The following is a 24,755-nucleotide window of genomic DNA, read 5'->3' as shown; positions in this document are numbered from 1 at the left end:
CATGGTGTCATGTTTTTCCTCAAAGACTTTCCGGACGAGGCGATGGTCGACCGGCTGCGGGCCGTGCTGCCGAGCGCCGATGTGAACGGGGTGCAGATATTCGTCCGCCTGCTGGCTCTGGGCAGCGAATGTCTGCTGCGGCTGGATCGTGTGCTGGAGGCGCACGGCCTGAGCCACAGCCGCTGGATCGTGCTCATGCTCCTGCGGCGAAGAGAGGTCTGGCAGGCCCTGCCCTCGGAGTTGGCGAGCGAGCAGGGCATCACCCGGGCGACCATGTCCGGGCTGATCCGCGGGCTGGAGGGCCAGGGGCTGGTCTCCCGGCAGCCGGACGAGGACGACAGGCGGCAGAGCATGGTGGTCCTGACCGAAAAGGGAGCCGCCCTGGTGGAGCGGGTCCTGCCCGAGTGCCTCGGGCTCATGGAACGGACGCTCTCGCCCCTGGATGAGACGGAAAAAATCGAGTTCAAGCGGCTGATTGAAAAATTGTTTCCCCTGGATGACGCTTGATGCGACAATGGGCGCAAGGCCCGAAAGCTCCGCGCCCCAAAAAAACAGGAAGTCGTTACGGTATGCGTAAGATCGTCATAATCATATTGGCTTTGGTCCTCCTCGGCACAGGCGGCTACTGGGCGTACAGGGCGTACTGCCCGGATGCGGATACCGGCGCGCTGGCGCTCTACGGCAACGTGGACATCCGCCAGGTCAACCTGGCCTTCAAGGAAAGCGAGCGGATCCGGGATGTTCTGGTGGAGGAGGGCGACGTGGTCGAAGAGGGGCAGAAGCTGGCCCAGCTTAAGACCCAACGGCTGGAGGCCCAGATCAAGGCCGTCCAGGCCGGGGCGGACGCCCAAAAGTACGTGGTCATCCAGCTGGAGAACGGGTCGCGGCCCGAGGAGATCCAACAGGCCCTGGCTGAGGAGCGCCAGGCCCTGGCCGAACGCAACCTGACCAAGCGGACCTACGACCGGCAGTCGCGGCTGCTCAAGAGCGGGGCCAACGCCCAGCAGGACCTGGACGACGCCCTGGCCCAGTACGACGTGGCCAAGGCCAAGTACCAGGTGGCGATGCAGAACCGCATCCTCATGGAAAAGGGAGCCCGGTGGGAGGAGATCGCCTCGGCCAAGGCCTCCCTGAACAAGCTTCAGGCCGACCTGGAAGTGCTTAACGTGCAGCTGGCCGAGAGTGCGCTGTACGCGCCGACCAAGGCGGTGGTCCGCAGCCGCAACCTGGAGCCGGGCGACATGGCCTCTGCCCAGAGCCCGGTCTTCACCCTGGGCGTCATGGACCCCAAGTGGGTCAGGACCTACGTGCCCGAGGACAAGCTCGGGCTGCTCAAGCCGGGCATGCGCGGCTATGCCGTGGCCGACTCCTGGCCGGAAAGGCGGTTTGAGGGCTGGGTCGGATTCATTTCCTCCACCGCGGAGTTCACGCCCCGGTCCGTGGAGACCCCGGAACTGCGGACCTCCCTGGTCTACGAAGTCCGGCTGAACGTCCATGACCCGGACAACGAGTTGCGGCTGGGCATGCCGGTCACGGTCCATTTCGATACCACGGCCGACGCGGCCGCGCAGGACACCGCCGGGAACTAGGCATGACCATGCCGGAAGAAAACGTCTCATTTCCCCTGGAGATCAAGGACCTGCGCAAGAGCTTCGCGCGCGGAAAGGGCCGGGTGGAGGCCCTGCGCGGGGTCTCGCTGACCCTTGAGCCAGGCAGCGTCAATGCCCTGCTCGGGCCGGACGGCGCGGGCAAGACCACGCTCATCCGTCTGGCCACGGGCATCATGGCCCCGGACGAGGGCAGCGTGGCCGTGCTCGGCATGGACTCGGTCGAACGGGCCCAGGACATCCAGTCGGCCATCGGCTACATGCCCCAGCGGTTCGGCCTGTACGAGGACCTGACCGTGCAGGAGAACCTGGATCTCTACGCCAACCTTCAGGGCGTGGGGCTCGACGTGCGCGGCGAGCGCTACGAGTCCTTGATGTCCATGACCAACCTGGCCCCGTTCACCAAGCGGCTGGCCGGGCGGCTGTCCGGGGGCATGAAGCAGAAGCTCGGCCTGGCCTGCTCCCTGCTCAAGACGCCGCGCTTCCTGCTCCTGGACGAACCCACCGTGGGCGTGGACCCCCTGTCCCGGCGCGAGCTGTGGTCCATCGTGGACACCCTGGTGCGCCAGGACGACATCACCGTGCTGGTCAGCACCGCCTACCTGGACGAGGCGGCCCGTTGCGACCAGGTCTTCATCCTCCAGGACGGCGAGATGATCGGGCAGGGCACGCCGGATTCGTTCATCGGGGAGGCGCGCGGCCGCACCTGGCGGGTCACGCCCGACGACACCCCGCGCGTGGTTCAGAGCCGCCTGTTCGGCAAGCCCGGCATCGTCGACGCCACCCTGGAATCGGGCCGGGTCCGCGTGGTCACCAAGGACGCGGACATGCCTCGGGCGCTGTTCGGTGAGGCCGGGGCCGGGGATCCGGAAGAGAGCGAGCCCCTGTTCGAGGACGGCTTCATGCTTTTGCTCAACCGCGACACCGAAGCCGCCCCGCCGGCCCTGAACGTGAGCACGGTGCGCGGCGGGGGCGACGGCGCGGCCATCAGCGTGGCCGACCTGGAACGGCGGTTCGGCGATTTCTACGCGGTCAAGGGGCTGACCTTCTCGGTCAAGCGGGGGGAGATATTCGGCCTGCTCGGGCCCAACGGGGCGGGCAAGTCGACCACCTTCCGCATGCTCTGCGGCCTGCTGCCCGCCACGGGCGGGACCCTGGAAGTGGGCGGGCTGAACCTGCGCAAGGCCGCGGCCAAGGCGCGCAAGAACCTCGGCTACATGGCCCAGAAGTTCTCCCTCTACGGCCAGCTCTCGGTGCTCGAGAACCTGAATTTCTTCAGCAAGGTCTACGGGCTGTCCGGCACGCGCCGCGAGGAGCGGGTGCGGTGGGCGCTGGATGAACTGGACCTGGCCGGCCAGGCCGAGACCACGTCCGGGGAGCTGCCCTTCGGCTTCCGCCAGCGTCTCTCCCTGGCCTGCGCCCTGATGCACGAGCCGGACATCCTCTTTTTGGACGAGCCCACCTCCGGGGTCGATCCCCTGGCCCGGCGGCAGTTCTGGGCCCGGATCAACTCCCTGGCCGAGCAGGGCGTGACTGTGGTGGTTACCACCCACTTCATGGAAGAGGCCGAGTACTGCGACCGCATGCTGATCATGATGTCCGGGGAGCTGCTGGCCCAGGGCACGCCGGACGAAATACGCCGGTACGCCGGGACCGACGGTGACGCGACCATCGAGAAGGCGTTCATCAAGCTGGTGGAGGACCACCGGGAACGGAAAAAGGAGGGATGACCGTGCGCAACGGACTCGACTTCAACCGGCTGCGCGCCCTGCTGGTCAAGGAATGGCTGCAGATCGTGCGCGACCCCTCGAGCATCGCCCTGGCCTTCGTCATTCCCATCGTCATGCTCCTGCTCTTCGGCTACGGCATCAGCCTGGACCCCAAGAAGCTGCCCGTGGCCTTTGTCATGGACAAGCCCGACCCCACGGCCTCGAGCCTGCTGGCCCGCTTCCGCCACTCCGAGTATTTCGGCCCGGTGCCCACGACCTCCTGGGAGGAGGCCGAGCGGATGCTCCTGGACAGGAAGGTGGACGCGGTCATCCGTCTCCAGTCGGACTTCACCCGCCGCCTGATGACCGGCGGCCAGGCCCCGGTGCAGCTGGTGGTCAACGGGGTGGATTCCAACCGCGCCCTGCAGGTCGTCGGCTACGTGACCATGACCTGGAACCGCTGGCTGACCTCGGTCTCGCGGACCCTGCCCGGGGCCAGGGACCTGACGCGGATAGGGCTGGTCGATCTCGAGCAGCGCATCTGGTTCAACGAGGCCATCCGCAGCGAGAACTTTCTGGTGCCGGGCCTGATGGCCATCATCATGACCCTGATCGGCACCCTGCTGACCGCCATGGTCATGGCCAGGGAGTGGGAGCGGGGGACCATGGAGGCGCTGCTGGTCACCCCGGTCAGGCGGCTGGAGATCGTCCTGGGCAAGCTGATCCCCTATTTCATGCTCGGCATGGGCGGCGTGGTCCTGTGCATCGTCATGGCCGTGTTCCTGTTCCACGTCCCGTTCCGGGGCTCCCTCCTGCTGCTCCTGCTGCTGGGCGGCGTGTTCATGGTCGGGACCCTGGGGCTCGGGCTGTTCATCTCGTCCACGGCCAAGAACCAGTTCGTGGCCGGGCAGATCGCCCTGTTGGCCGCCTTCCTGCCGTCGTTCTTCCTGTCCGGGTTCATCTTCGAGCTGTCCAGCACGCCCATCTTCATCCAGGTGCTCTCGTACATCGTCCCGGCCAAGTATTTCGTGAACATCGTCCAGACCCTGTTTCTGGCGGGCAACGTGGCCTCGGTCCTGCTGCCCAACCTGGCGGGGCTCATCGTCCTGGCCCTGGTGTTCATGACCCTGGCCTTCCGCAAGACCCGCAAGAGCCTGGAGTGAGCCCATGGAAAACGTGCGCCGCATCTTCGCCCTGATCATCAAGGAGTTCCTGACCCTGTTCAAGGACCCCAAGAGCCGCACCGTGGTCATCGGCCCGCCGATCATCCAGCTGATCCTGTTCGGCTACGCGGCCACCTTCGATTTGACCGACATCCCCTACGCCTTCGAGGACCTGAGCCGGTCCGTGGAGTCGCGGGAGTTTTTGTCCGGGGTGTCCGGGTCTCCGTATTTTCACATGGTGGGCGAGGTGCGGGGTGAAAAGGTCATCCGGGACATGATCGACAGCCGGAGGGTGCGCTTCGTCCTGCGCATCGGGCAGAATTTCGCCAAGGACCTCAAGGCGGGCCGCTCCGCTCCGGTGCAGGTGTTGCTGGACGGGCGCAACTCCAACACCGCCGGGATCATCGGCAACTATCTGAGCAACGTGGTCGGCCAGTACAACGCCGCGCGCCTGGCCAGGGCGGGCAAGGCCAGCCCGTCCATCCTGGTCTCGCGCATCTACTACAATGAAAACGCGCTCAGCCGGGACTTCTTCGTGCCCGGCATCGTCGGCCTCATCTCCATGGTGGTGACCATGCTGGTGACCGCCCTGTCCGTGGCCCGCGAGCGCGAGCACGGGACCTTCGACCAATTGCTGGTCACGCCCCTGTCGCCCATCGGCATTCTCATAGGCAAGGCCGCGCCGGGGCTGATCATCGGCATGTTCGAGGCCTCGCTGATCATGCTCGCCGCAGTCTACTGGTTCGAGGTGCCCCTGCGCGGCAACCTGGGGCTGCTCTATCTGGGGCTGTCCTTCTTCATCTTCGCGGCCGTGGGCGTGGGGCTGATGATCTCGTCCCTGTCCGTGACCATGCAGCAGGCCCTGCTCGGCTCGTTCCTGTTCCTGATGCCGTCCGTGCTCCTGTCCGGCTTCGCCACGCCCATCGCCAACATGGCGGAGCCGGTGCAGTGGATCACCCTGGTCAACCCCCTGCGCTACGTCCTGGTCCTGATCCGGGGCGTGTTCATCGAGAACTCGCCGACCTACGTGCTGCTCATGCAGGTCTGGCCCCTGGCTCTGATCGGGCTCGCCTGCATGGCCCTGGCCGTGGTCATGTTCCGCAACCGCATCTACTGATCGCCCGGCCGACCGGCAACGCACCGGAAAGGCCCCGGCTCCATATGGAGCCGGGGCCTTCATGTGCCGTGTGGCGAATCGGGGTCAGGGCCTAACGGGTCACGCCGCCTTCCCAGACGTAGCAGAAGCCCGCGCGCGGGGGCAGGATGAAGCTGGCGTCCACGCCGAGCAGGGTCGGCTTGAACGGCTCGGCCGCGTCCATGGTGTTGTACGGGTTGTCGTCCGGGTACAGGTCGCGGCGGTAGGTGACCACCGTGCAGTCCGGGGCCAGCCCGGCCAGCGAGCGGGCCTTGACAAAGGCGTCCTGGATGTAGCCGATCTGGTCGATGAGGCCGATGGCCAAGGCCTGGTTCGCAGTGAAGACCCGCGCCGTCTTGACAGTTTCGAGGTTGGCCGGGGTCAGGTGGCGGTGGGCCTGGACCAGGGCGTAGAAACGCGTGGCCATGTCGTCTATGATCCCTTGGAACAAGGCTTTTTCCTCTTCGGTGGTGGGCCGGAACGGCGAGCCCATATCCTTGTCTCGGCCGGACTTGGAGACCTCGACGCCCACGCCGACCTTGTCGAGCAAGCCGTTCACTTTGGGCCGCATGAAGACCACGCCCACCGATCCGGTGATGGTCGTGGGATGGGCCACGATCCAGTCGGCGGGCAGGGCCGCGTAGTAGCCGCCCGAGGCGGCCACGTCGAACATGGCCACGACCACGGGCTTGCCCGTGCGTTTCTTGAAGTCGGTCAGTTCGTGGTAGAGCACGTCCGAGGCGGTGGTGGTCCCGCCGGGCGAGTCGATGGCCACGACCACGGCTCCGACCTCGTCATCGGCCTCGGCCAGCTTGAGGGCGTTGACCATCTCCTGCACCGCGCTCGGCTGGGAGCGCAGCATGCCCTGGGCCGGTTCGGTGGACAGAAAGCCGCGCAGGTGGATGAGCGCGATCTTGCCCTCGGCCGTGCCGTCGACCACGTACTCCTTGAGGGGCTCGGTAGCCGGGGAGGCGAACAGCTTGATCTTGGGGGCGCAGCCCGGCAGCAGGAACAGGGCGAGCAGCAGGGCGGATAGGAACGGAAGTCGTTTATGCATGATATCCTCCGGGATGTCGGTTTATGACCGGCATCCTACCGGGGGGCCGGAGGCTTGCCAAGGAAAGATCGGGTGAAACGGGCTACATGACCAGGGCGAAGCCCAGTCCGGCGGCCAGCTCGCCCAGGATCACGGCGCAGCCCAGGAAGTCGCCGTTGGCGCCGCCGACCCGCTCGGCCAGCCGGTACAGCCAGAGCAGGGCCAGGGTGGCGATGACCGTGGACGCCAGGGTGGCGGGCAGCCCGGCCATGATCCATCCGGCCGCGAAGGTGAACAGGGTGGCCGTGAGCGCCACGCCCAGGGTGGCCCCGTCGATGTACAGCTTGCCCAGGCCCGGACGGACCAGATGGCGCACGTGGTAGGCGAGCCAGACGGCGGCCGCCCGGCCCAGGACGAAGGCCCAGGCCGCGGCCCAGTACTCGCCCCGCGCGAGCATGGCGTGGAACAGGACCACCTGCCCGGCCAGGGCCATGACCAGCCCCATGACCCCGAAGGCGCCGGTGCGGCTGTCCTTGACCACCTGCCAGAAACGCGCGGGGTCGGTGTGGGTGGTCACCGCGTCGCAGACGTCGGCCAACCCGTCCATGTGCAGGCCGCGCGTCAGGTAGATGGAGGCCGCGACCATGAGCCACGCCTGGATCCACGGGGAGGCGGCGAACAGGCCGAGCCACAGCGGCAGGACGATGAGCAGGCCGAGGACCAGACCGGCCGGGGGCATCCAGCGGATGCACCGGTTCATGGCCGATTCCGGGATGACCCGCGCCGGGGCCAGCCGGGTCAGGAAGCCGAGGGTGTCGATAAAGTCGCGCAGCACGTCATGCCTCCCAGGCCAGTTCCACGGCGTCGCCCATGGACAGGCCGAATCGTTTCGCGGCGGACCGCTGGTTCACGGCCAGCTCCAGGAACCCCTGGCTGCCTTCGAGCAGGCCGGGTTCGCCCTCGGGCATGTCCGCGTACTTGACCGCGTAGGCCAGGGGGCCGCCCGCCGGGGATTCCATGCGCAGCCCGTTCGGCGTGCCCAGGCAGCCCGCCTCCAGGTTGAGCACGCAGTTGCCGAAGCGGTCGATGTGGACCACGTGGGCCGAGGCCCGGCCGCTGTCTATCTCGGGGCTGGACCAGGTCTGCGTGACCAGGTCCGCAGGATCGATCTCCCGGCCCACGCCCTCGGGCCTGCCGCCCAGGGCCAGCCAGGCGGCCAGCGGGGCGAACACGTCCCGGCCGTGGAAGGTGTGCGCGACCTTCCTGGGCGCGTCCATGGCCTTGGTCAGGTCATAGGCGCGGACCTCGGACCAGGCGCGGTTCAGGGCCAGGGTGAGCAGCCCGTTGTCCGGGGCCAGCAGCAGCCGGTTGCCGATCTCCAGGCAGGCAATGCGCCGGTCCGTGCCCACGCCCGGATCGACCACGGCCAGGATGACCGCGTCGCTCGGGAAATGCTCGTAGCTGGCGGCCAGGAAGAACCCGGCCTGGGCCACGTTGAACGGGGCCACGTGGTGGGAGATGTCCACCACCGGGCAGTTGGGCGCCTTGCGGGCCAGGACCGCCCTGACCTGTCCCACGTAGGGGTCGGTCAGGCCGAAGTCCGTGATCAGCCCGATGGTCCGGGGCGGCGGCGTCTCCTTCTTTTCTGCCTTGAAAATCATCTAGTAGACCTTCCTGGACGAGAACCCCTGGCCCTGCACGTGGAAGTGCGAGCCCATGATGAAGAACGCGTCCGGGTCGATGGTGTAGACCAGCTCTTCCAGCTCCTTGAGCTGCATGGACGAGATCATGGTCATGATCACCTTGCGCGGATCGCCCGAGTAGCCGCCCGTGCCCTCAAGGATGGTCACGCCCCGGTCCAGGTCGGTCAGGATGGCCGCGTTGATGGCCGCATGGTGGTCCGAGACGATCATGACCATCTTGCGCTCGGAGAACATGCCGAGCACGTATTCGATGCCGAAGGCGATGACGAAGGTCATGGCGATGGAGTAGAAGACGATGTTCATGTCCAGGTAGATGAAGCCGGCCACGAAGCCGAGCATGTTGAACCAGAACTCGAAGGAGCCCATGGACATGTTGAACTTTTCCTTGCAGATGACGGCCAGGATGTCGGACCCGCCGGTGGAGCCCAGCGAGCGCAGGGCGATGCCCACGCCCGCGCCCATGATCCCGCCGCCGGTGATGACCGCCAGCCAGATGTCCTTCATGTGCAGGGTGTAGGGGATGGCGTCGATGAACACGGACGAGATGACCATGCCGTAGAGCGAATAGAAGAAGAACCGCTTGCTGACGAAGACCCAGCCAAGGATGAACACGGGCAGGTTCAGGGCGAAGTACCACTGGCCCGTGGTCAGCCCGCCGAAGGCGTAGTAGCACAACAGCGCGATGCCGGACATGCCGCCGGTGAGCAGCCCGTGGGGCACGGCGATGGCCTTGACCGAGAAGGCGATGAGAAAGGAGCCCAGGGTGAGCAGGGCGAGGTTCCACGGCACCCCGAAGGTCATGCCGCGCAGCGTGTCTTTGAACGTGTTGGTCATTGTCGATCTCCGCCACATGTTCTAGCGGGTTTTGTCCGGGCTGGAAACCAAAAACCGACCGGCCCGCGTCCCTTGCGCGGGGCCGTGATTCGCTGTAAACCGGTTGGGGCCTTTCGCCCAACAACTTCAGTTTCGGGAAGTACTCCGCATGACGCTCAAGGATTTGATTTCGGAAGAGGACCTGGCCGCATTGCAGCAGGAACTGCACGACCGTTTCGGCCTGAACGCGGACATCATGGACAGTGATGGCCGCCGGCTGCTCGGCAACACCTGGGGCAACGACCTGTGCCGGGCCATCCGCAACGACGAGAAGGGGTTCGGGGCCATCTGCGCCACGGCCGGGCAGATGTTCACCCAGCTGCTGAAAAAGGGCGAGCCGTTCGTCGAATACTGCGACGCGGGCATGGTCCGCGTCAGCGTGCCCGTGAAGGTCGAGGGCGAGGTCGTGGGCGCGGTGGGCGGTTGCGGCCTGGTGCCCGCCGACGAGGAGGTGGACGAGTTCACCATCGGCATGATGAGCGGCCTGGACGAGGCGGCCATCGCCGAGCGGGTCAGGACCGTGCGCCCCGCCGACGAGGCGCGCCTGGCCGAGATTCAGGCGTTCATCACGCAACGCCTGGACGCGCTGCTGGCCTAGCCCGAATACGGGCGTATTGCATCCAAGCCGCCTTCCGGGCGGCTTTTTTTTGCCCGGCCGGGCAAGTAATAATTGCTCCACGTGACCGCCTGTGGGTATTGCAATATAATCCGGCGGAAACAGATGAGGGTGTGATGATGGAGAAGGTGAATGAGCGGGCTCTTGTCCTCGCGGCGTCCGCGGCCCTCAGGGCCGTGCCCGCCGCGCTGTTCGTCCTCTGCCTCGCGGCGTCCGTCCGGGCCGCCGGGGTGGACGCCTCGGCCAAGGTCGTGCAGTCCTGGTCCGGTCCGCAGGTCCTGCTGATCAGTTCCTACCATCCCGGTTTCCCTACATTCTTTCATCAGATCGAGGGTATCGAGTCGGTCTTCGATCCGGCGGACGTGGACCTGGATGTGGAGTACATGGACTCCAAGCGGTTCGGCGCGCCCGAGGACATCGCCGCCTTCCGCGCCATGCTTGCCGACAAGCTCTCGCGCCTGCCCGCCTACGACCTGATCCTGACCGCCGACGACAACGCCCTGCGCTTCGCCTTGGCCAACCGCAAGGAACTGTTTCCAGGCATTCCGGTGGTCTTCTTCGGGGTCAACGACCAGTCCCTGGCCCACTCCGCCGGGGACGACGACAACGTCACCGGGGTCATCGAAGCGGTTTCCATGGGGGCGACCCTCCGGACCGCGTTCGATCTGCAGCCCGGCCTGCGGACCATGTACGCCGTGGTGGACGGGACCACCAGCGGCGGGGCGGACCTGCTGACCTACCTGTCCCAGCGGGTCGAGTTTCCCAACCGGAGCCTGGCCGTCCTGTCCCTGACCGACCTGACCTGGGCCGGGCTGGCCGAGCGGACCCGCGCCCTGGGCCCGTCGGACGCCATACTCCTGCTCTCGGCCTACAAGGACGCCTCGGGCGCGACCGTGTCCTTCGACGAAGGACTCCGGCGCATCCAGGACAATACGCGGGTTCCGATCTATGACCTGTGGGAGCACGGCCTGGGGATGGGCGTCCTGGGCGGCAAGATCATCTCCCACTTCGAGCAGGGGCGCAGGGCCGCGCAGATGGCCCTGGCCATTCTCGACGGTACGCCGGTCCGCGACCTGTCCGTGGTCGAGGGCGGCGAGGCCAACCAGTTCGTCTTCGACTACAACGTGCTCAAGCGGTTCGGCATCGACCCGGATGACCTGCCCGCCGACACCCGGCTCCTGAACGCCCCGGACTCGCTGTGGGCCAAGCACAAGACGGAGCTCTCCCTGGTTGCGGGCGCGGTGGCCGTCCTGGCCGCGCTGGTCTGCCTGCTGCTGGCCTACGTGTCGAGCCTGCGCCGGGCCCGCATCAGGCTGCGCGAGAGCGAGGAGCGGCTGCAGATGTCCCTGGAGGCCACCAGCGACGGGCTGTGGGACTGGTGGCTGGACGCGGACAAGGTCTATTTCAGCCCCGGCTACTACGCCATGCTCGGCTACGAGGCGAACGCCTTTCCCCCGTCCTACGAGTCCTGGTACAACCTGCTCCACCCGGACGACCGGGACGAGGCCGAGACCCGGGTGAAAGCGCACATGCGGTCCGGCGAGGAGTTCCGCATCGAGTTTCGGCTGCGCAACAATGAAGGGGGCTGGACCTGGGTCATGGCCCGGGGCAAGACCATCGCCTGGACGCGGGACGGGCGGCCCGAGCGCATGGTCGGCACGCACGCGGACATCACCGACCGCAAGCAATTCGAGGAGCGGCTGGTCCAGGCCAAGGAAGCGGCCGAGTCGGCCAACCGGGTCAAGGACGAGTTCATCGCCAACATCAGCCACGAGGTGCGCACCCCGCTCAACGGTGTCATGGGCATGCTCCAGCTGCTGCAGACCTCGGGGTTGAGCGACGAGCAGCGGGACTTCGTGGACACGGCCCTGCATTCATCGGCCAACCTCTTGCGCGTGCTCAACGACCTGCTCGATTTCAGCAAGATCCAGGCGGGCAAGCTGGACATCCGCGAGGCCCCCTTCGACCTGGCCGGGCTGGTGGAGGAGAGCCTCGATTTCTTCAAGCTCCAGGCGCGCGACAAGGACCTGGAGCTGCGGGCGGACATCGACCCCTCGGCCCGGAAATACTACCTGGGCGACGCCGGGCGCATCCGTCAGATCCTCTTCAACCTGGTGGGCAACGCGGTCAAGTTCACGGACAGGGGGGTCATCACCGTGGAGGCCTGCGAGCTGTGGCACCCCGAGCCGGGGCGCAATCGGCTGCTTCTCTCCGTGCACGACACCGGCATCGGCATCGCCGAGGAGGACCTTTCACGCATCTTCGCCCCGTTCTCCCAGGTGGACGGCTCCATGACCCGGACCTATCAGGGCACGGGGCTGGGGCTGCCCATCGTCAGCAAGCTGGTCCGGCTCATGGGCGGCAACTGCGAGGTGGAGAGCGAGCCGGACAGGGGCACGTCCATCCGCTGCACCCTGTCCGTGGGGGACATCGACGAGTTCGAGGATACGGCCGAACCGGCCCCCGGCCCGGAGGCGGGCGCGCCCCTGCGCCTGCTCCTGGTGGAGGACGAGCGCGTCAACCGGATCATGGCCCGCCGCCTGCTGGAGCGCATGGGGCACACCGTGACCGAGGCCGAGAACGGCCGCGACTGCCTGGCCCAGCTGCGCGACCACCCCTTCGACGCCGTGCTCATGGACGTGCAGATGCCGCTGTTGAACGGCCTGGACGCCACCCGCGCCATCCGCACGACCCCGGAACTCGCCCACGTCGCAACCATCCCCATCATCGGCCTCTCGGCCCACGCCGCCGGCCACGACCGCGTCCGCGCCCTACAGGCGGGCATGGACGAATACCTGGCCAAGCCGTTCGAGAAGTCGGACCTGGAGCGGGCGCTCAGGAAGGTGGCTCCCTAGACGCCGTCCAACAGGAAAGGCTCTCCCCCTCTCTTGCCATGTTTATATTAGTGGGTTATATATTGCCCATAAAGCTATTATATGGGTATTTAATGACCCATTCATGCGAGGTGAAGGATGAAGACCAAGCGTTCGGAAACGGCATATTCCCGCTACGCCCTGGAGGCGGTGGTCCTGCTCGGGCAACTGATTCGGACAGGGCGCAAGGAGCGCGGCTGGACGGCGCGGGAACTGGCCGATCGGGCAGGGGTTTCCCGTCGGACCCTTCAACGCATTGAAAACGGCGATCCGAGTTGCCGGATAGGCGGGGTTTTCGAGGCGGCAAGCCTTGTGGGCGTGCCGTTGTTCGAGGCCGAGCCGCCGGCCTTGGCCCGGCAGGTCCGGCAGATGGAGGACAAGCTGCGGCTGCTGCCCCGATCGGTGCGCGTGAAGACAAGGGAGGTGGACGATGACTTCTGAGAGCGCGGTCCGGGAGGCGTTTGTCTGGGTCTGGCTGCCCGGCGAAACCGAGCCGGTGGTGGCCGGGAAGCTGGAGGCCGAAGGGCCGTATCTCCGGTTCAACTACGGCCGGTCCTACCTGGAGAGAGTGGATGGTGACCCCCAGGCTATTTCCTTGTACGAGCCGGAGTTGCCATTGCGCCGGGGCGTGCTGCCTCTGCCGGACGGCTTGCTCATGCCGGGCTGCATCCGCGACGCCGCGCCGGACGCCTGGGGACGCCGGGTTATCCTGAACCGGCTTCTGGGCGGTGGAGGACGCGAGGCGGATACGGACGCCCTGGACGAATTGACCTACCTGTTGGAATCGGGCTCCGACCGCATCGGCGCTTTGGATTTCCAAGCCTCGGCGGTCGATTACGCACCGCGCGCGGGGCAGAGCGCCACCCTGGAAGAACTGCTTGCCTCGGCGGACCGCGTGGAGCGGGGCGTCCCCTTGTCGCCCGCCCTGGATCAGGCGCTGCTCCACGGCAGCTCCATCGGCGGAGCCCGGCCCAAGGTGCTCATTGAGGATGGGGGCGAAAAGTACGTGGCCAAGTTTTCTTCGACCACGGACACCTATTTCAACGTGGTCAAGGCGGAGTATGCGGCCATGCGCCTGGCCGCACTCTGCGGCATCGATGCGGCTCCGGTCCGGTTGGCGGCGGCGGGCGGCAAGGACGTCCTGCTCGTCCGGCGATTCGACCGCGAATCCACGGACAACGGTTGGACGCGCAGGGCCATGGTCTCGGCCCTGACCCTGTTCGGGCTGGACGAGATGCAGGCCCGCTATGCCGGCTACGAGATTCTGGCCGAGATCATCCGCCACCGTTTCGACGCGCCGCGCGAGACGCTCAGGGAACTCTTTTCACGCCTGCTCTTCAACGTTCTGTCCGGTAATACCGACGACCACGCGCGCAATCATGCCGCCTTCTGGAACGGTTCTACCCTCTCCCTGACCCCGGCCTATGACATTTGCCCCCAGGGGCGCTCGGGCAACGAGGCCACTCAGGCCATGCTCATCCACGGCAGCGACCGGTTGAGTCGCCTCAAGACCTGCCTGGCAGCCGCCGGGTCCTTCCTGCTCACTGAAGCGGAGGCCCGGACCATGGCCGAGGCCATGGTCGAATCCATCCGCGAGAACTGGGACACGGTCTGCGAGGAAGCGGCCCTGTCCGAAGTGGACAGGGCCGCGCTCTGGGGCAGACAGTTCTTGAATCCGTTTTCCATGGAGATGTGAGGGGTCTATCCCCACCGGCATTCCGGCTGGCTCCGCCCGATGGGCGAAAACACGAACTGCCACAGCTGAATATCCCTGGCGCGGAAGGCTCCGGCGCAGGACTGCAGGTAATACTCCCACATGCGTTTGAAGCGGTCGCCGTACTTGTCGCGAAGGCTCGGCCAGGTGTGGCGGAAGTTGCGCAGCCAGCTCATCAGGGTGCGGTCGTAGTAGGGGCCGAAGTTGTGCAGGTCTTCCATGACGAAGTGCTTTTCCGCGGCCTTGGAGACCTCGGCGATGGACGGGAGGCAGCCGTTGGGGAAGATGTAGGTGGCGATCCACGGGTCCAGGCCCGGACCCGAGGTGTTGCTGCCGATGGTGTGCAGCAGGAACAGTCCGTCCGGCTTCAGGCAGCGGGCCACGGTGCGCATGAAGGCCGGGTAGTTCTTGGGGCCCACGTGCTCGAACATGCCCACGGACACGATCTTGTCGAAGGTCTCATCCAGGAGCCGGTAGTCCATCTCGCGGATTTCCACCGGCAGGCCCGCGCAGAACTCGCGGCCAAAGGCGATCTGCTGCTTGGAGATGTTCACACCCACCACGGAGCAGCCGCGCTCCTCGGCCATGAACCGGGCCAGCCCGCCCCAGCCGCAGCCGATGTCCAGGACCCGGTCGCCGGACTCAAGCTCCAGCTTGTCGCAGATCAGCCGCATCTTGGCCTCCTGCGCCCGCTCCAGGTCGCGGGAGACCTCCTCGTCGGTCTGGGTCTCGGGGCAGCCGTTCATGCCCTTGTAGTAGGCGCAGCTGTATTGCAGGTGGGGGTCCAGGAACCCCTGGAACAGGTCGTTGCCCAGGTCGTAGTGGCGTTCGGCCACCATCCGGGCGCGCGACAGGCTCTGCAGGTTGCAGACAAGCGAGGGCAGGGCCTTGACCACCAACCGCCATGAGTCGCGCACCCGGTTCTCTGCGCCGGTCTTGAGCACGCGGCAGATGAACTCGTCCACCCGCTCGCAGTTCCACCAGCCGCGCATGTATCCCTCGCCCAGGCCCAGGTTCTTCCTGAGCAGGATGTCGTGAAAAAGTCGTTCGTCCTGGACCCGGATATCCCATGGGTCGCTCCCGTTCACGGCCACGCCTGCCTCGGCCAGCAGGTCGGACAATATAGCTCTGCTTGCAGACATCTCGAAGACTCCTTGCACATGGTGCCCGTCGCCTTGCCTCCCGCGCTCCGGGCATGGTTTTTACGTTTATGAATTACGTAGCACTTCACCGGGCCTGGAACAAGAGGGGCTGGCGGAAAATGACGATTACTCCGCAATGCGCCTGAAAAGACACAATACTTTCGGTTCCCATCTGGCCTGGTTCCGGTCTTGAAGGGGGTGCCCGGCGCGCGGGCGGCCGAAGGAGTGGGCCGGGGAGGGCAAAGTCCTGCACAGTGTTGCGCCCGGCGTCCGCCGCCCATATATATTGGACAGCCGGGTGCAAATGCCTTACAAGACCATTCCGGCGCCCGGTGGACGGGGTCTTGCCCCTTGCCCGGCGGAAAATTCCCATTACGAATGGAAATCATGAGCAAGATCGATAAAATACGCAATTTCAGCATCATCGCCCACATCGACCACGGCAAGTCGACGCTGGCGGACCGCATTCTCGAGATCACCGGCATGGTCGGCGACCGCGAGAAAAAGGACCAGTACCTGGACAAGATGGAGCTGGAGCGGGAGCGCGGCATCACCATCAAGGCGCAGACCGTGCGCATCCCGTACACCGACCGCGACGGGTCGAAATACATCCTCAACCTCATCGACACGCCCGGCCACGTGGACTTCTCCTACGAGGTCTCGCGGTCCCTGGCCGCCTGCGAGGGCGCGCTCCTGGTGGTGGACTCCACCCAGGGGGTCGAGGCCCAGACCCTGGCCAACGTGTATCTGGCGCTGGACAACGACCTCGAGGTCATCCCGGTGCTGAACAAAATCGACCTGCCCAGCGCCGACCCCGAGCTGATCAGCAAGGAGATCGAGGAGGTCATCGGCCTGGACTGCTCCAACCCGATCATGGTCTCGGCCAAGACCGGGCTGAACGTGCAGGAGGTCATCGACGCGGTCATCCATCTGCTGCCGCCGCCCTCGGGCGACCCGGACGCGCCGCTCAAGGCGCTCATCTTCGACTCCTGGTACGACTCCTACCAGGGCGTGGTGGTCCTCTTTAGGATCATCGACGGCACCCTGAAAAAGGGCAACCGGATCAAGATATTCTCGAGCGGCAAGTCCTTTGAGGTCACCCGGCTGGGTGCGTTCATGCCCGAGGCCAAGGACATCAAGGAGATGGGTCCGGGCGAGGTCGGCTTCCTGTGCGCCTCCATGAAGGAGCTCGGCGACGCGCCCGTGGGCGACACCATCACCCTGTCCGACAACCCGGTGGCCGTGCCGTACCCCGGCTTCAAGCCGGTCAAGCCCATGGTCTTCTCCGGCCTGTACCCGGTGGAGCCCGCCGAATACGAGACCCTCAAGCAGGCGCTCGAAAAGCTCCAGCTCAACGACGCGGCCTTCACCTACGAGCCCGAGACCTCCCAGGCCCTCGGCTTCGGTTTCCGCTGCGGCTTCCTGGGGCTCTTGCACATCGAGATCATCCAGGAACGCCTCGAGCGCGAGTTCGAGGCCCGGCTGATCACCACGGCCCCGTCGGTCATCTACAAGGTCACCACCGTGACCGGCGAGGACCTGATCATCGACAACCCGTCCAAGCTGCCGGACCCGACCCGCATCAAGGCGATCCACGAGCCGTTCGTGCGCCTGGAGGTGCACGTGCCCAACGAGTACGTGGGCGCGGTCCTGGCCCTGTGCGAGGAGAAGCGGGGCATCCAGAAGAACATCGCCTACATCACCTCCACGCGCGTGGTCATCACCTACGAGATCCCGTTCGCCGAGGTCATGTACGACTTCTTCGACAAGCTGAAATCCTCCACCAAGGGGTACGCCTCCCTCGACTACGAGGTCATCGACTACCGCGAGGCGGACCTGGTCCGGCTGGACATCCTGATCAACGGCGACCCCGTGGACGCCTTCTCCTGCATTGTGCACCGTGAGAACTCCGCCCGCATCGGCCGCTCGCTCGCGCTCAAGCTCAAGCGCAGCATCCCGCGCCAGATGTTCGAGGTGGTCATCCAGGCCGCCATCGGCAACAAGATCGTTGCCAAGGAACGCAACGCGCCCTTCCGCAAGGACGTCACCGCCAAGTGCTACGGCGGCGACATCACCCGGAAGCGCAAGTTGTTGGAAAAGCAGAAAGAGGGAAAGAAGCGCATGCGCCGCATGGGCAACGTGGAAATCCCCCAGGAAGCGTTCCTGTCCGTACTGAAAGCCGACGAGGACTAGTCGGCCCTCCCAATAAGGAATCCCATGACTCAAAGCTCTCTCAAATCGTTTCGTGATACCCTGGAAGCCATCGTGGTGGCTCTGCTCCTGGCCTTCGTCATCCGCGCTTTCATCGTCCAGGCCTTCAAGATTCCGTCCGGGTCCATGCTCGAGACCCTGCAGATCGGCGACCACCTGCTGGTCTCCAAGTTCGCCTACGACGTGCGCCTGCCGTCCGACATCTGGCTCGACACCACGGACGGCAAGGTGCTGATGAAGACCGGCGACCCGCAGCGCGGCGACATCGTCGTCTTCCTGTTCCCGGAGGACGAGTCCAAGGACTTCATCAAGCGCGTCATCGGCCTGCCGGGCGAGACCCTGGAGGTGCGCGACAAAGTGGTCTACATCAACGGCCAGCCCCTGGACGAGCCGTACGTGATGCACACCAAGGCCGACACCCTGCCCGTGCGCGACAACTTCGGCCCGGTGGTCATCCCCGAGGGCGAGTACTTCGTCATGGGCGACAACCGCGAGGGCTCCTACGACTCCCGCTGGTGGGGCCCGGTGAAACGGTCCAAGATCGTGGGCAAGGCCCTGGTCATCTACTGGTCCTGGGGCTCGTTGACCGACATCCGCTTCAATCGAATCGGCACGTTGCTGAACTAGCCGACGGTTCAATACGGAATGAAAAAGCCGCTCTTTGGAGCGGCTTTTTTGTGCGCGATTGTCTTGGGCGGTCCGATACCGGGAGGCTCGCCACTTGGCCTTGCGCCCGAAGAAGGGCCTGCCGCGCAGCCCGTCGGCCGTGGTGTCGATCAGGTCCTGTCCCGGGTCGACCGACGAATCGGGGCTGGCTATGATTTCAAGAGAATGGAATATTTGCGCAATGTTTCCAGCAGGGTCTCATTGTCCACGGGCTTGGGGATATAGTCATCCATTCCGGCCTCGTTGAAGCGCTTCCTGTCCGAGTCCATGGCGTAGGCCGTCATGGCGATGATCGGTATGCCGCGGCACCATTCCCCGGCCTCGCCGTTGCGGATGGCCCTGGTTGACTCCAGGCCGTTCATGACCGGCATCTGGATGTCCATGACCACGAGGTCGAAGTGGTCGCCTTTCAGGATGTCGAGAGCTTCCCGGCCATCTCTGGCGCAGGTGACGTGGCAGCCGCTCTTGCTCAACAGCCGCTCGGCCACCATTCTGCTGACCTGGTCGTCTTCGGCCAGGAGGATAGCCATGTCATAATAGGGCTGGGTATCATCAGACCGCGTGTCGGGAATTGCGACCGGGTCGCCCGGGACGAGGTCGAACGTCAGGCTGCAGTATACGTCCGTGCCTTGGCCCAATTGGCTGCTGACCGATATGGAACCGCCAATGGCGTCCACCAGCCGGGAGCAGATGGCCAAGCCGAGCCCGGCCCCCTGGTAGTTTCGCGTGTATCCTTCGGACGCCTGGGCAAAGGGGGAGAATATGTGCGAGATTTTGTCGTCCGGTATGCCTTCTCCGGTGTCGCCGACCACGAACAGCAGTCTGCATTGGCCCGAAGGAGAGGGCTTCAGGTTGTGGATTGATAACCGGACACTGCCTTTGGGGGTAAATTTTATGGCATTCCCGACCAGGTTGGTGAGAAGCTGTTGCAGGCGGGTCGGGTCGCTCATGATGCGTTGCGGCACATCCGGGTCCACGGATAAAACGAGGTCGATCCCCGCCTGTTTGGCTGCGACCGTGAACAGATTCCGGATGGAGTCGACCAGGGAGGCGATCTCCACCGGTTCATGGCGGAACGTGAGAACCCCTTTTTCTATCATGGAAAGGTCGAGGATGTCCGAGAGCAGGAATGTCAGCCGTTGGCTTGATTGGAGGGCCGCATCCACATATTCCGATTGCTCCGCGGTCAAGGGCGTCGACTTGAAAAGCTGCAGCATCCCCATGATGCCGTTGAGCGGCGTCCGGATTTCGTGACTCATGTTCGCCAGGAAGACGGACTTGGCCGAGTTGGCCGATTCCGCATTCGTCTTGGCTGTTTCAAGGTTGCGGGTCAGGATGTCCCGTTCCCGGAAGTTCCGGGCGAGGAGCGAGGAACCGAAAAGGACGAGGCAGACGCCGAAAAACCAGAGCCCGGAAACGACAAGACCCGATTTGAATTTGAGGTCGGCCTGAGCGGCGAGGAAAGGAGCCATGGGAACGCTTACGCTCACGCCGCCTCGGACATCGCCGACCTTATAGCCTTGGTGGGCATGGCACTTGAGGCATCCACGGGTCACTTGCATGGGCTGCATCAGGCGGGCGAATCGTTCCCCGCCTGTATTCTGGATCGCATAGACTTCATCCGCGCCGTTTTCGAACTGGAGGAGAGCCGCTCTTTCCCACTCGTCCGGGGCATTCTCCGGGCGCAACGGGTTGAGGCTCGTGATGTGCCCTTGGGCGCCGTATAGGGAGCCGAAGGACTCATTGAGTTGCCTGACCATGTAAGCCGGATTCATGAGGGTCAGTTCCCGCCCCGAAGGCGTGGTTATGTCCCGCTCTTCCACCTGCGACAGGTATTTGTTGGCGGGCGTCTTCTCCGTTATGGGAACATACACGCCGCCGTGCATGGTGGCCCAGAAGCGGAAGGATTGGTCCTTGTTGAACGCTTCCTGCGCCTTGGTGCGGACCTGCGCCAAGGTGGATTCCTCGAGAAGATGAAAAGTGTATTCGACAAAGAAAATGCTGACACATGTCCAGCAGACAAGAATGAGAAAGGTCCATCGTTTGACCGGCAGGGTGAGTTCATTAAGTCGAGGCATGGCTCTCAATACTTAACCAATTGTGATAAATAAGATTAATTGTATCGACAACTCCATATTTTGTAAAAAATAACAGCATAAGTTGCGGCTTCTGTCCAGGCGCTTAGAGGGGAAAATACCTACCTTGCACCGAACCGCAGTTCACGGGAACATGCAATCCCATCGGAGATTGCTGTTTTTACTCGCCGCGAATCATGATCAGAAGCATCTTGAATCTTTGCTCCGCCTGCAGCGCATGGGGGATGTTCGCGGGCATGATGATCATCTCGCCTTTGCCGACAACGTGGGGCTCTCCGCCAATGGATATTCTGGCCTGGCCATCCAGGATGTGGACGACGGCGTCAAACGGGGCGGTGTGTTCGCTCAGGCCTTGCCCCTGGTCAAAGGCGAAAAGGGTGATTGTTCCCGTGTCCTTGTTCAGCAGGGTCTGGCTTACGACGGAGTCGTCGGCATACGTAATGGATTCCTCGACAGGGAAAGAGACGCCGATCTTCTTGTTCTTGCTCATGGGACCTCCTGTATGGCTTATACACCCGACGTGCGATGTGGGCCAGCTTTCAGAGGAAGATCTCTTTGCGTTCGCGATATCTTTCTCGCTGCGGGGCTACGGGCCGGTCACCACTTGGCCTTGCGCCCGAAGAAGGGCTTGCCGTCCAGCCAGTCGGCGGTGGTGTCCATGACCCCTTGTTCCGGGTCGCCCGACAGGAGCAGGGCCGTGGCGCGGGCCATGAGCAGGTAGCCGGCCTCCAGGCCCAGCCCGCTTGCGCCGCGCAGCAGGCCGGTCTGGATGCCGTCCGCGATCTCCCGGACAATGGGATGGTTCTCGATGGGTGTCAGGGCGTCCCCGGACAGGTTGCTGAGCAGGCACATCTTCTCGTTCACCGAGTTCCAGCCCCGGCAGGCCAGGGGGCGGGCCGGGTAGACCGAGCAGCCGCCGTCCTCCAGGAACAGGCAGGGCAGCTTGTGGCGGATCATGCCGATCTCCTGCCAGCTCTTGCCTGTCAGGTCATCGGCCAGTCTCTGCGCCTTGTCGGCCAGGTCCCGCAGCCGCTCGGGCGAGCGCGTCCCCAGCAGGTGCAGCCCCAGGAACAGGGCCTCGGGTTCGGTCAGGGCCACCTGGTTGTAGCAGCAGTGGATGCAGCCGCGCTTGCAGGCCAGCGGCGGGTCCAGCTCCAGCTCGTCCAGCATGGCTTCGCAGACGTCATACGCCTCGCGCCCGGCGTCGTGCAGCGCCTTGACCGTATGGTCGGCACCCTCGCCCTGCGGGCGCAGAGCCGCCACAAACGCTGCCGCGCGCTCCTGCGAAAGGCGGTCGGCCAGGGTCTCCCGCTGCGCCTCGGGGGACGCCAGGGGGAGCGCGGGGTTGTTGCGGGCCGGACGCCGGAGCGAACGCTTCGCCTTGCCGGTCTTGGAACGGGAGCGGGCGGCCATGGGTCACCTCTGAAATGGTCGGTGTATTTCGGAGGGGCTTCCCTCCATAACCTCCTTCGGGTCAGAGGGGCCATGTTGTCAAGATATATAGTCGCCGCGAGCCCGGAGGGCGTGCTGTTTTCCGGTGCGCCCGCCGGGAATGAGGAAGCCGAACCGGTGCGCGGTGTCGTGCGGGCTTGCCAACTGGCCGCGCATGCCTTACTTCGTCCTTGCGTACCCCCGTACGCAGGAATGATTATGAACAACATCATACGGACCATATTGGTGGACGACGAGCCGCCCGCCCGGGACGAGTTGAACTACCTGCTCTCGTCCCACGGCGACATCGACGTGGTCGGCACTGTGGGCAACGCGGCGGACGCGGTCAAGAGTATCGCGGCCAAGCGCCCGGATCTGGTCTTCCTGGACATCCAGATGCCGGGCCGGGACGGGTTTTCCGTGCTCCAGGAGGTCATGGCCATGGACGGCCAGCCCTTGGTCGTGTTCGTCACCGCCTATGACGACTACGCCATCCGCGCCTTCGAGGAGAACGCGGTGGACTACCTGCTCAAGCCCGTGGACCCCAAGCGGCTGGCCGACAGCCTGGAGCGGGTGCGCAGGCGGCTGGCCGCCAGCGAGAACCGGGAGTCGAGCGAGGTCCTGCGCAGGCTGCTGGCGGGCGCGGGCATCAAGCCGGGCGTGACGCGCATCAGCGTGGAGCACTCGGGCCGCAACATCCTCCTGAGCCCCCAGGAGATCGTCTATTTCGACTGCGTGAACCGCCGGATCCACGCCAAGACGCGCGAGGCCCTCTACCCCTGCGCCAGCGACGTGACCCTGGACCGCCTCGAGGAGCGGCTGGAGGGATTTCCCTTTTTCCGGGCCAACCGGTCCCAGCTGGTCAACCTGGCGCTGGTGCGGACCTACGCCCCCTGGTTCAACGGCAAGTACGTGCTGACCATGCGCGACGAGGCCGAGACCGAGATCACGGTCAGCAAGGCCCGGGTGCGTCCGTTCAAAGACGCCATGGAACTCTAGGTGAATGTAGGAGAACGCGTTGAACACCTATGAAATCACCCTGACCCTGGCCGAGCGGTTCGGTCTCATGGTGGGCGTGGTCTTCCTGTTCATGACCATCATGCCCGTGCGGCGCATGCACTTCACCAGCGAGAGCTCCCGGCTGCGCACGGTCCTGGTGACCATCCTCTTCGGCCTGCTCGGCATCCTCGGTACCTACACCGGCAACGCGGTCTTCGACTCCGTGGCCAACCTGCGCGCCATGGTGGTCATCTCCGGCGGCCTGTTCGGCGGGCCTGTGGTCGGCATCGGCGCCGGGCTCATCGCCGGGGTGCACCGCATCGTCTTCGATCTGAACGGCTTCAGCGCCTATCCCTGCGGCATCGCCACGGCCATCGAGGGCTTCGTGGCGGGCATGATCGCCTGGAAATACGGCGACAAGGCCATGAACTGGCGGATGGCCTCGGTCCTGGCCCTGGCGGGCGAGACCATGCACATGGGGCTGCTCCTGCTCATGTCCAGGCCGTTCCCCGTGGCCTGGGAGCTGGTCAAGCTCATCGCTCCGCCCATGGTCCTGGTCAACGCGTTCGGCGCGGCCCTGTTCGTGGAGGTCGTCAACCTGTTCTCCCGCGACCGCGAACGGCGCGAGTCCCTGCACGCACAGATCATCCTGGACATCGCCAACATGGCGGTCAGCTACCTGCGCCTGGGGTTGTCGCTGGAGACCGCCGCGGCCACGGCCGAGATCATCTACAAGCGGGTGGGCGTGGCCGCCGTGGCCATCACCGACACCAGCGACGTGCTCGCCCACATCGGCGCGGGCGACGACCACCACCTGGCCGGGTGCGAGATACGCACCAACGCCACCCGCGAGGTCCTCAGCACCGGCCAGCCCACCTTCCTGCACAGCGCCGACGCCATCGGCTGCAACCAGGACGACTGCCCCATGACCTCGGCCATCATCGTGCCGCTGAAGAAGAACGACGAGATCGTCGGCACCCTCAAGTTCTACGGCAGCCGCGAGCGGCCGCTCAACGCCACCCTGTTCGAGGTGGCCGCCGGGCTGGCCAACCTCTTCTCCACCCAGGTGGAGCTGGAGGACATCCAGATCAAGGAGCAGATGCTGGCCCAGGCCGAAATCCGCCGCCTGCACGCCCAGATCAACCCGCATTTCCTGTTCAACTCCCTGAACACCATCACCTCGTTCTGCCGGACCAATTCCGAGCGCGCCCGCGAGCTGCTCATGGATCTGTCCCTGTACATGCGCCGCAACCTGGACCTGAGCCGGGGGTTCATCCCCCTGAGCGAGGAGCTGGAGCAGGTGCGCTCCTACCTGGCCATCGAGCAGGCCCGCTTCGGCGACCGCGTCCGGGTGGAGTCCGAGGTGGAGGCCGGGTGCGAGGACTGGCCCATTCCGCCGCTGACCATCCAGCCCCTGGTGGAGAACGCCATCCGCCACGGCGTGCTCGGCCGGGAGCGGGGCGGCACGGTCCGGCTCACCGCCCGGCGCGAAAACGGCTGCCTCGAGGTCCGCGTGGCCGACGACGGTGTGGGCATGGACCGCGAGACCCTGGACCGCGTCCTGAACACCGAGTGCGCGGACTCGGTGAACGGCGGCATCGGCATGCGCAACTGCTTGAGCCGCATGGAGCACATCTACGGCCGCCAGTACGCCCCCAGCGTGGACAGCACCCCGGGCCGGGGCACGACCATCGTGCTCCATGTGCCCGCCCGCGCCTGACCGCTCAGTCAGCCGATACGGTTTTTCAGACCGAAAAACGGACGGTTCGGACAGGAACCGT

The 24,755-nt window shown here is 65.2% G+C and carries 21 protein-coding genes; 13 read left to right on the top strand and 8 right to left on the bottom strand.

The genetic code is table 11. The annotated features are described in order from the left end of the window. Window positions 1-9: 9 nt before the first annotated feature. From ACR42D_RS16695 to ACR42D_RS16675, 5 genes are all read left to right on the top strand, one after another. On the top strand, window positions 10-507 hold the full coding sequence (locus ACR42D_RS16695) for a MarR family winged helix-turn-helix transcriptional regulator (protein ID WP_484567915.1): 498 nt from the start codon (window positions 10-12) through the stop codon (window positions 505-507). Window positions 508-569: 62 nt separating this feature from the next. After that, window positions 570-1,589: an HlyD family secretion protein gene (locus tag ACR42D_RS16690; RefSeq protein ID WP_484567914.1), complete on the top strand. Its 1,020-nt coding sequence runs from the start codon at window positions 570-572 to the stop codon at window positions 1,587-1,589. A 2-nt stretch (window positions 1,590-1,591) separates the two neighbouring features. Next, complete coding sequence (locus ACR42D_RS16685) at window positions 1,592-3,337, top strand: ATP-binding cassette domain-containing protein (protein ID WP_484567913.1); 1,746 nt, start codon at window positions 1,592-1,594, stop codon at window positions 3,335-3,337. 2 nt (window positions 3,338-3,339) lie between these two features. Beyond that, the gene (locus ACR42D_RS16680) at window positions 3,340-4,479 is read left to right on the top strand and encodes an ABC transporter permease (protein ID WP_484567912.1); all 1,140 of its coding nucleotides are present in this window, start codon (window positions 3,340-3,342) and stop codon (window positions 4,477-4,479) included. Between the two features lie 4 nt (window positions 4,480-4,483). After that, complete coding sequence (locus ACR42D_RS16675; RefSeq protein WP_484567911.1) at window positions 4,484-5,596, top strand: ABC transporter permease; 1,113 nt, start codon at window positions 4,484-4,486, stop codon at window positions 5,594-5,596. Window positions 5,597-5,687: 91 nt separating this feature from the next. On the opposite strand, the gene sppA is transcribed toward ACR42D_RS16675, so the two are convergent. The 4 genes from sppA to ACR42D_RS16655 form a co-directional block, all read right to left on the bottom strand. After that, window positions 5,688-6,671: a signal peptide peptidase SppA gene (gene sppA / locus ACR42D_RS16670; RefSeq protein ID WP_484567910.1), complete on the bottom strand. Its 984-nt coding sequence runs from the start codon at window positions 6,669-6,671 to the stop codon at window positions 5,688-5,690. An 82-nt stretch (window positions 6,672-6,753) separates the two neighbouring features. Next, the gene (locus ACR42D_RS16665; protein WP_484567909.1) at window positions 6,754-7,485 is read right to left on the bottom strand and encodes an adenosylcobinamide-GDP ribazoletransferase; all 732 of its coding nucleotides are present in this window, start codon (window positions 7,483-7,485) and stop codon (window positions 6,754-6,756) included. Between the two features lies 1 nt (window position 7,486). Then, window positions 7,487-8,311, bottom strand: a complete 825-nt coding sequence (locus ACR42D_RS16660) for an SAM hydrolase/SAM-dependent halogenase family protein (RefSeq protein WP_484567908.1) — start codon at window positions 8,309-8,311, stop codon at window positions 7,487-7,489. Next, window positions 8,312-9,187, bottom strand: coding sequence for a YitT family protein (locus ACR42D_RS16655; RefSeq protein ID WP_484567907.1), 876 nt, complete (start codon window positions 9,185-9,187; stop codon window positions 8,312-8,314). A gap of 148 nt (window positions 9,188-9,335) precedes the next feature. On the opposite strand from ACR42D_RS16655, the gene ACR42D_RS16650 reads away from it, so the two are divergent. The 4 genes from ACR42D_RS16650 to ACR42D_RS16635 all read left to right on the top strand — a co-directional run bounded on the left by ACR42D_RS16650 (window position 9,336) and on the right by ACR42D_RS16635 (window position 14,411). Then, entirely contained in the window at window positions 9,336-9,824 is a 489-nt protein-coding gene (locus ACR42D_RS16650) for a PocR ligand-binding domain-containing protein (RefSeq protein ID WP_484567906.1), read from the top strand. 134 nt (window positions 9,825-9,958) lie between these two features. After that, the gene (locus ACR42D_RS16645; RefSeq protein WP_484567905.1) at window positions 9,959-12,697 is read left to right on the top strand and encodes an ATP-binding protein; all 2,739 of its coding nucleotides are present in this window, start codon (window positions 9,959-9,961) and stop codon (window positions 12,695-12,697) included. A gap of 117 nt (window positions 12,698-12,814) precedes the next feature. Next, entirely contained in the window at window positions 12,815-13,156 is a 342-nt protein-coding gene (locus tag ACR42D_RS16640) for a helix-turn-helix transcriptional regulator (RefSeq protein WP_484567904.1), read from the top strand. Beyond that, window positions 13,146-14,411: a type II toxin-antitoxin system HipA family toxin gene (locus tag ACR42D_RS16635; protein ID WP_484567903.1), complete on the top strand. Its 1,266-nt coding sequence runs from the start codon at window positions 13,146-13,148 to the stop codon at window positions 14,409-14,411. The genes ACR42D_RS16640 and ACR42D_RS16635 overlap by 11 nt, the downstream gene beginning before the upstream one ends. A gap of 5 nt (window positions 14,412-14,416) precedes the next feature. Here ACR42D_RS16635 and cfa read toward each other — a convergent pair whose 3' ends face one another. Then, window positions 14,417-15,571 (bottom strand): cyclopropane fatty acyl phospholipid synthase, encoded by a 1,155-nt coding sequence (gene cfa / locus ACR42D_RS16630; protein ID WP_484567902.1) that lies wholly within the window; start codon window positions 15,569-15,571, stop codon window positions 14,417-14,419. Window positions 15,572-15,958: 387 nt separating this feature from the next. Here cfa and lepA point away from each other — a divergent pair, with 387 nt between their 5' ends. Then, window positions 15,959-17,764 carry a translation elongation factor 4 gene (gene lepA, locus ACR42D_RS16625; RefSeq protein ID WP_484567901.1) on the top strand — a complete coding sequence of 602 codons (1,806 nt, stop codon included), beginning with the start codon at window positions 15,959-15,961 and terminating at the stop codon, window positions 17,762-17,764. Between the two features lie 24 nt (window positions 17,765-17,788). Continuing rightward, a complete protein-coding gene (gene lepB, locus ACR42D_RS16620; protein ID WP_484567900.1) occupies window positions 17,789-18,409 on the top strand; it encodes a signal peptidase I in 621 nt (206 codons plus the stop codon). Window positions 18,410-18,597: 188 nt separating this feature from the next. On the opposite strand, the gene ACR42D_RS16615 is transcribed toward lepB, so the two are convergent. From ACR42D_RS16615 to ACR42D_RS16605, 3 genes are all read right to left on the bottom strand, one after another. Continuing rightward, window positions 18,598-20,526 carry a response regulator gene (locus ACR42D_RS16615; protein WP_484568479.1) on the bottom strand — a complete coding sequence of 643 codons (1,929 nt, stop codon included), beginning with the start codon at window positions 20,524-20,526 and terminating at the stop codon, window positions 18,598-18,600. Window positions 20,527-20,704: 178 nt separating this feature from the next. Then, complete coding sequence (locus ACR42D_RS16610) at window positions 20,705-21,034, bottom strand: cupin domain-containing protein (protein WP_484567899.1); 330 nt, start codon at window positions 21,032-21,034, stop codon at window positions 20,705-20,707. A 107-nt stretch (window positions 21,035-21,141) separates the two neighbouring features. Further along, on the bottom strand, window positions 21,142-21,957 hold the full coding sequence (locus tag ACR42D_RS16605; protein WP_484567898.1) for a YkgJ family cysteine cluster protein: 816 nt from the start codon (window positions 21,955-21,957) through the stop codon (window positions 21,142-21,144). A 237-nt stretch (window positions 21,958-22,194) separates the two neighbouring features. Between ACR42D_RS16605 and ACR42D_RS16600 the strand changes: the two genes are divergently transcribed. Together ACR42D_RS16600 and ACR42D_RS16595 are read left to right on the top strand one after the other, a co-directional pair. Then, entirely contained in the window at window positions 22,195-22,974 is a 780-nt protein-coding gene (locus ACR42D_RS16600; protein WP_484567897.1) for a LytR/AlgR family response regulator transcription factor, read from the top strand. A gap of 19 nt (window positions 22,975-22,993) precedes the next feature. Then, a complete protein-coding gene (locus ACR42D_RS16595) occupies window positions 22,994-24,694 on the top strand; it encodes a LytS/YhcK type 5TM receptor domain-containing protein (RefSeq protein ID WP_484567896.1) in 1,701 nt (566 codons plus the stop codon). The last annotated feature ends 61 nt before the right edge of the window (window positions 24,695-24,755 follow it).

Source organism: Pseudodesulfovibrio sp. lm2024, from assembly GCF_051175575.1.
In the GTDB taxonomy this organism is placed as follows: Bacteria; Desulfobacterota; Desulfovibrionia; order Desulfovibrionales; family Desulfovibrionaceae; genus Pseudodesulfovibrio; species Pseudodesulfovibrio caledoniensis.
Note: the sequence above shows the minus strand (reverse complement) of the source record. Positions and strands in the feature narration are given on the sequence as shown.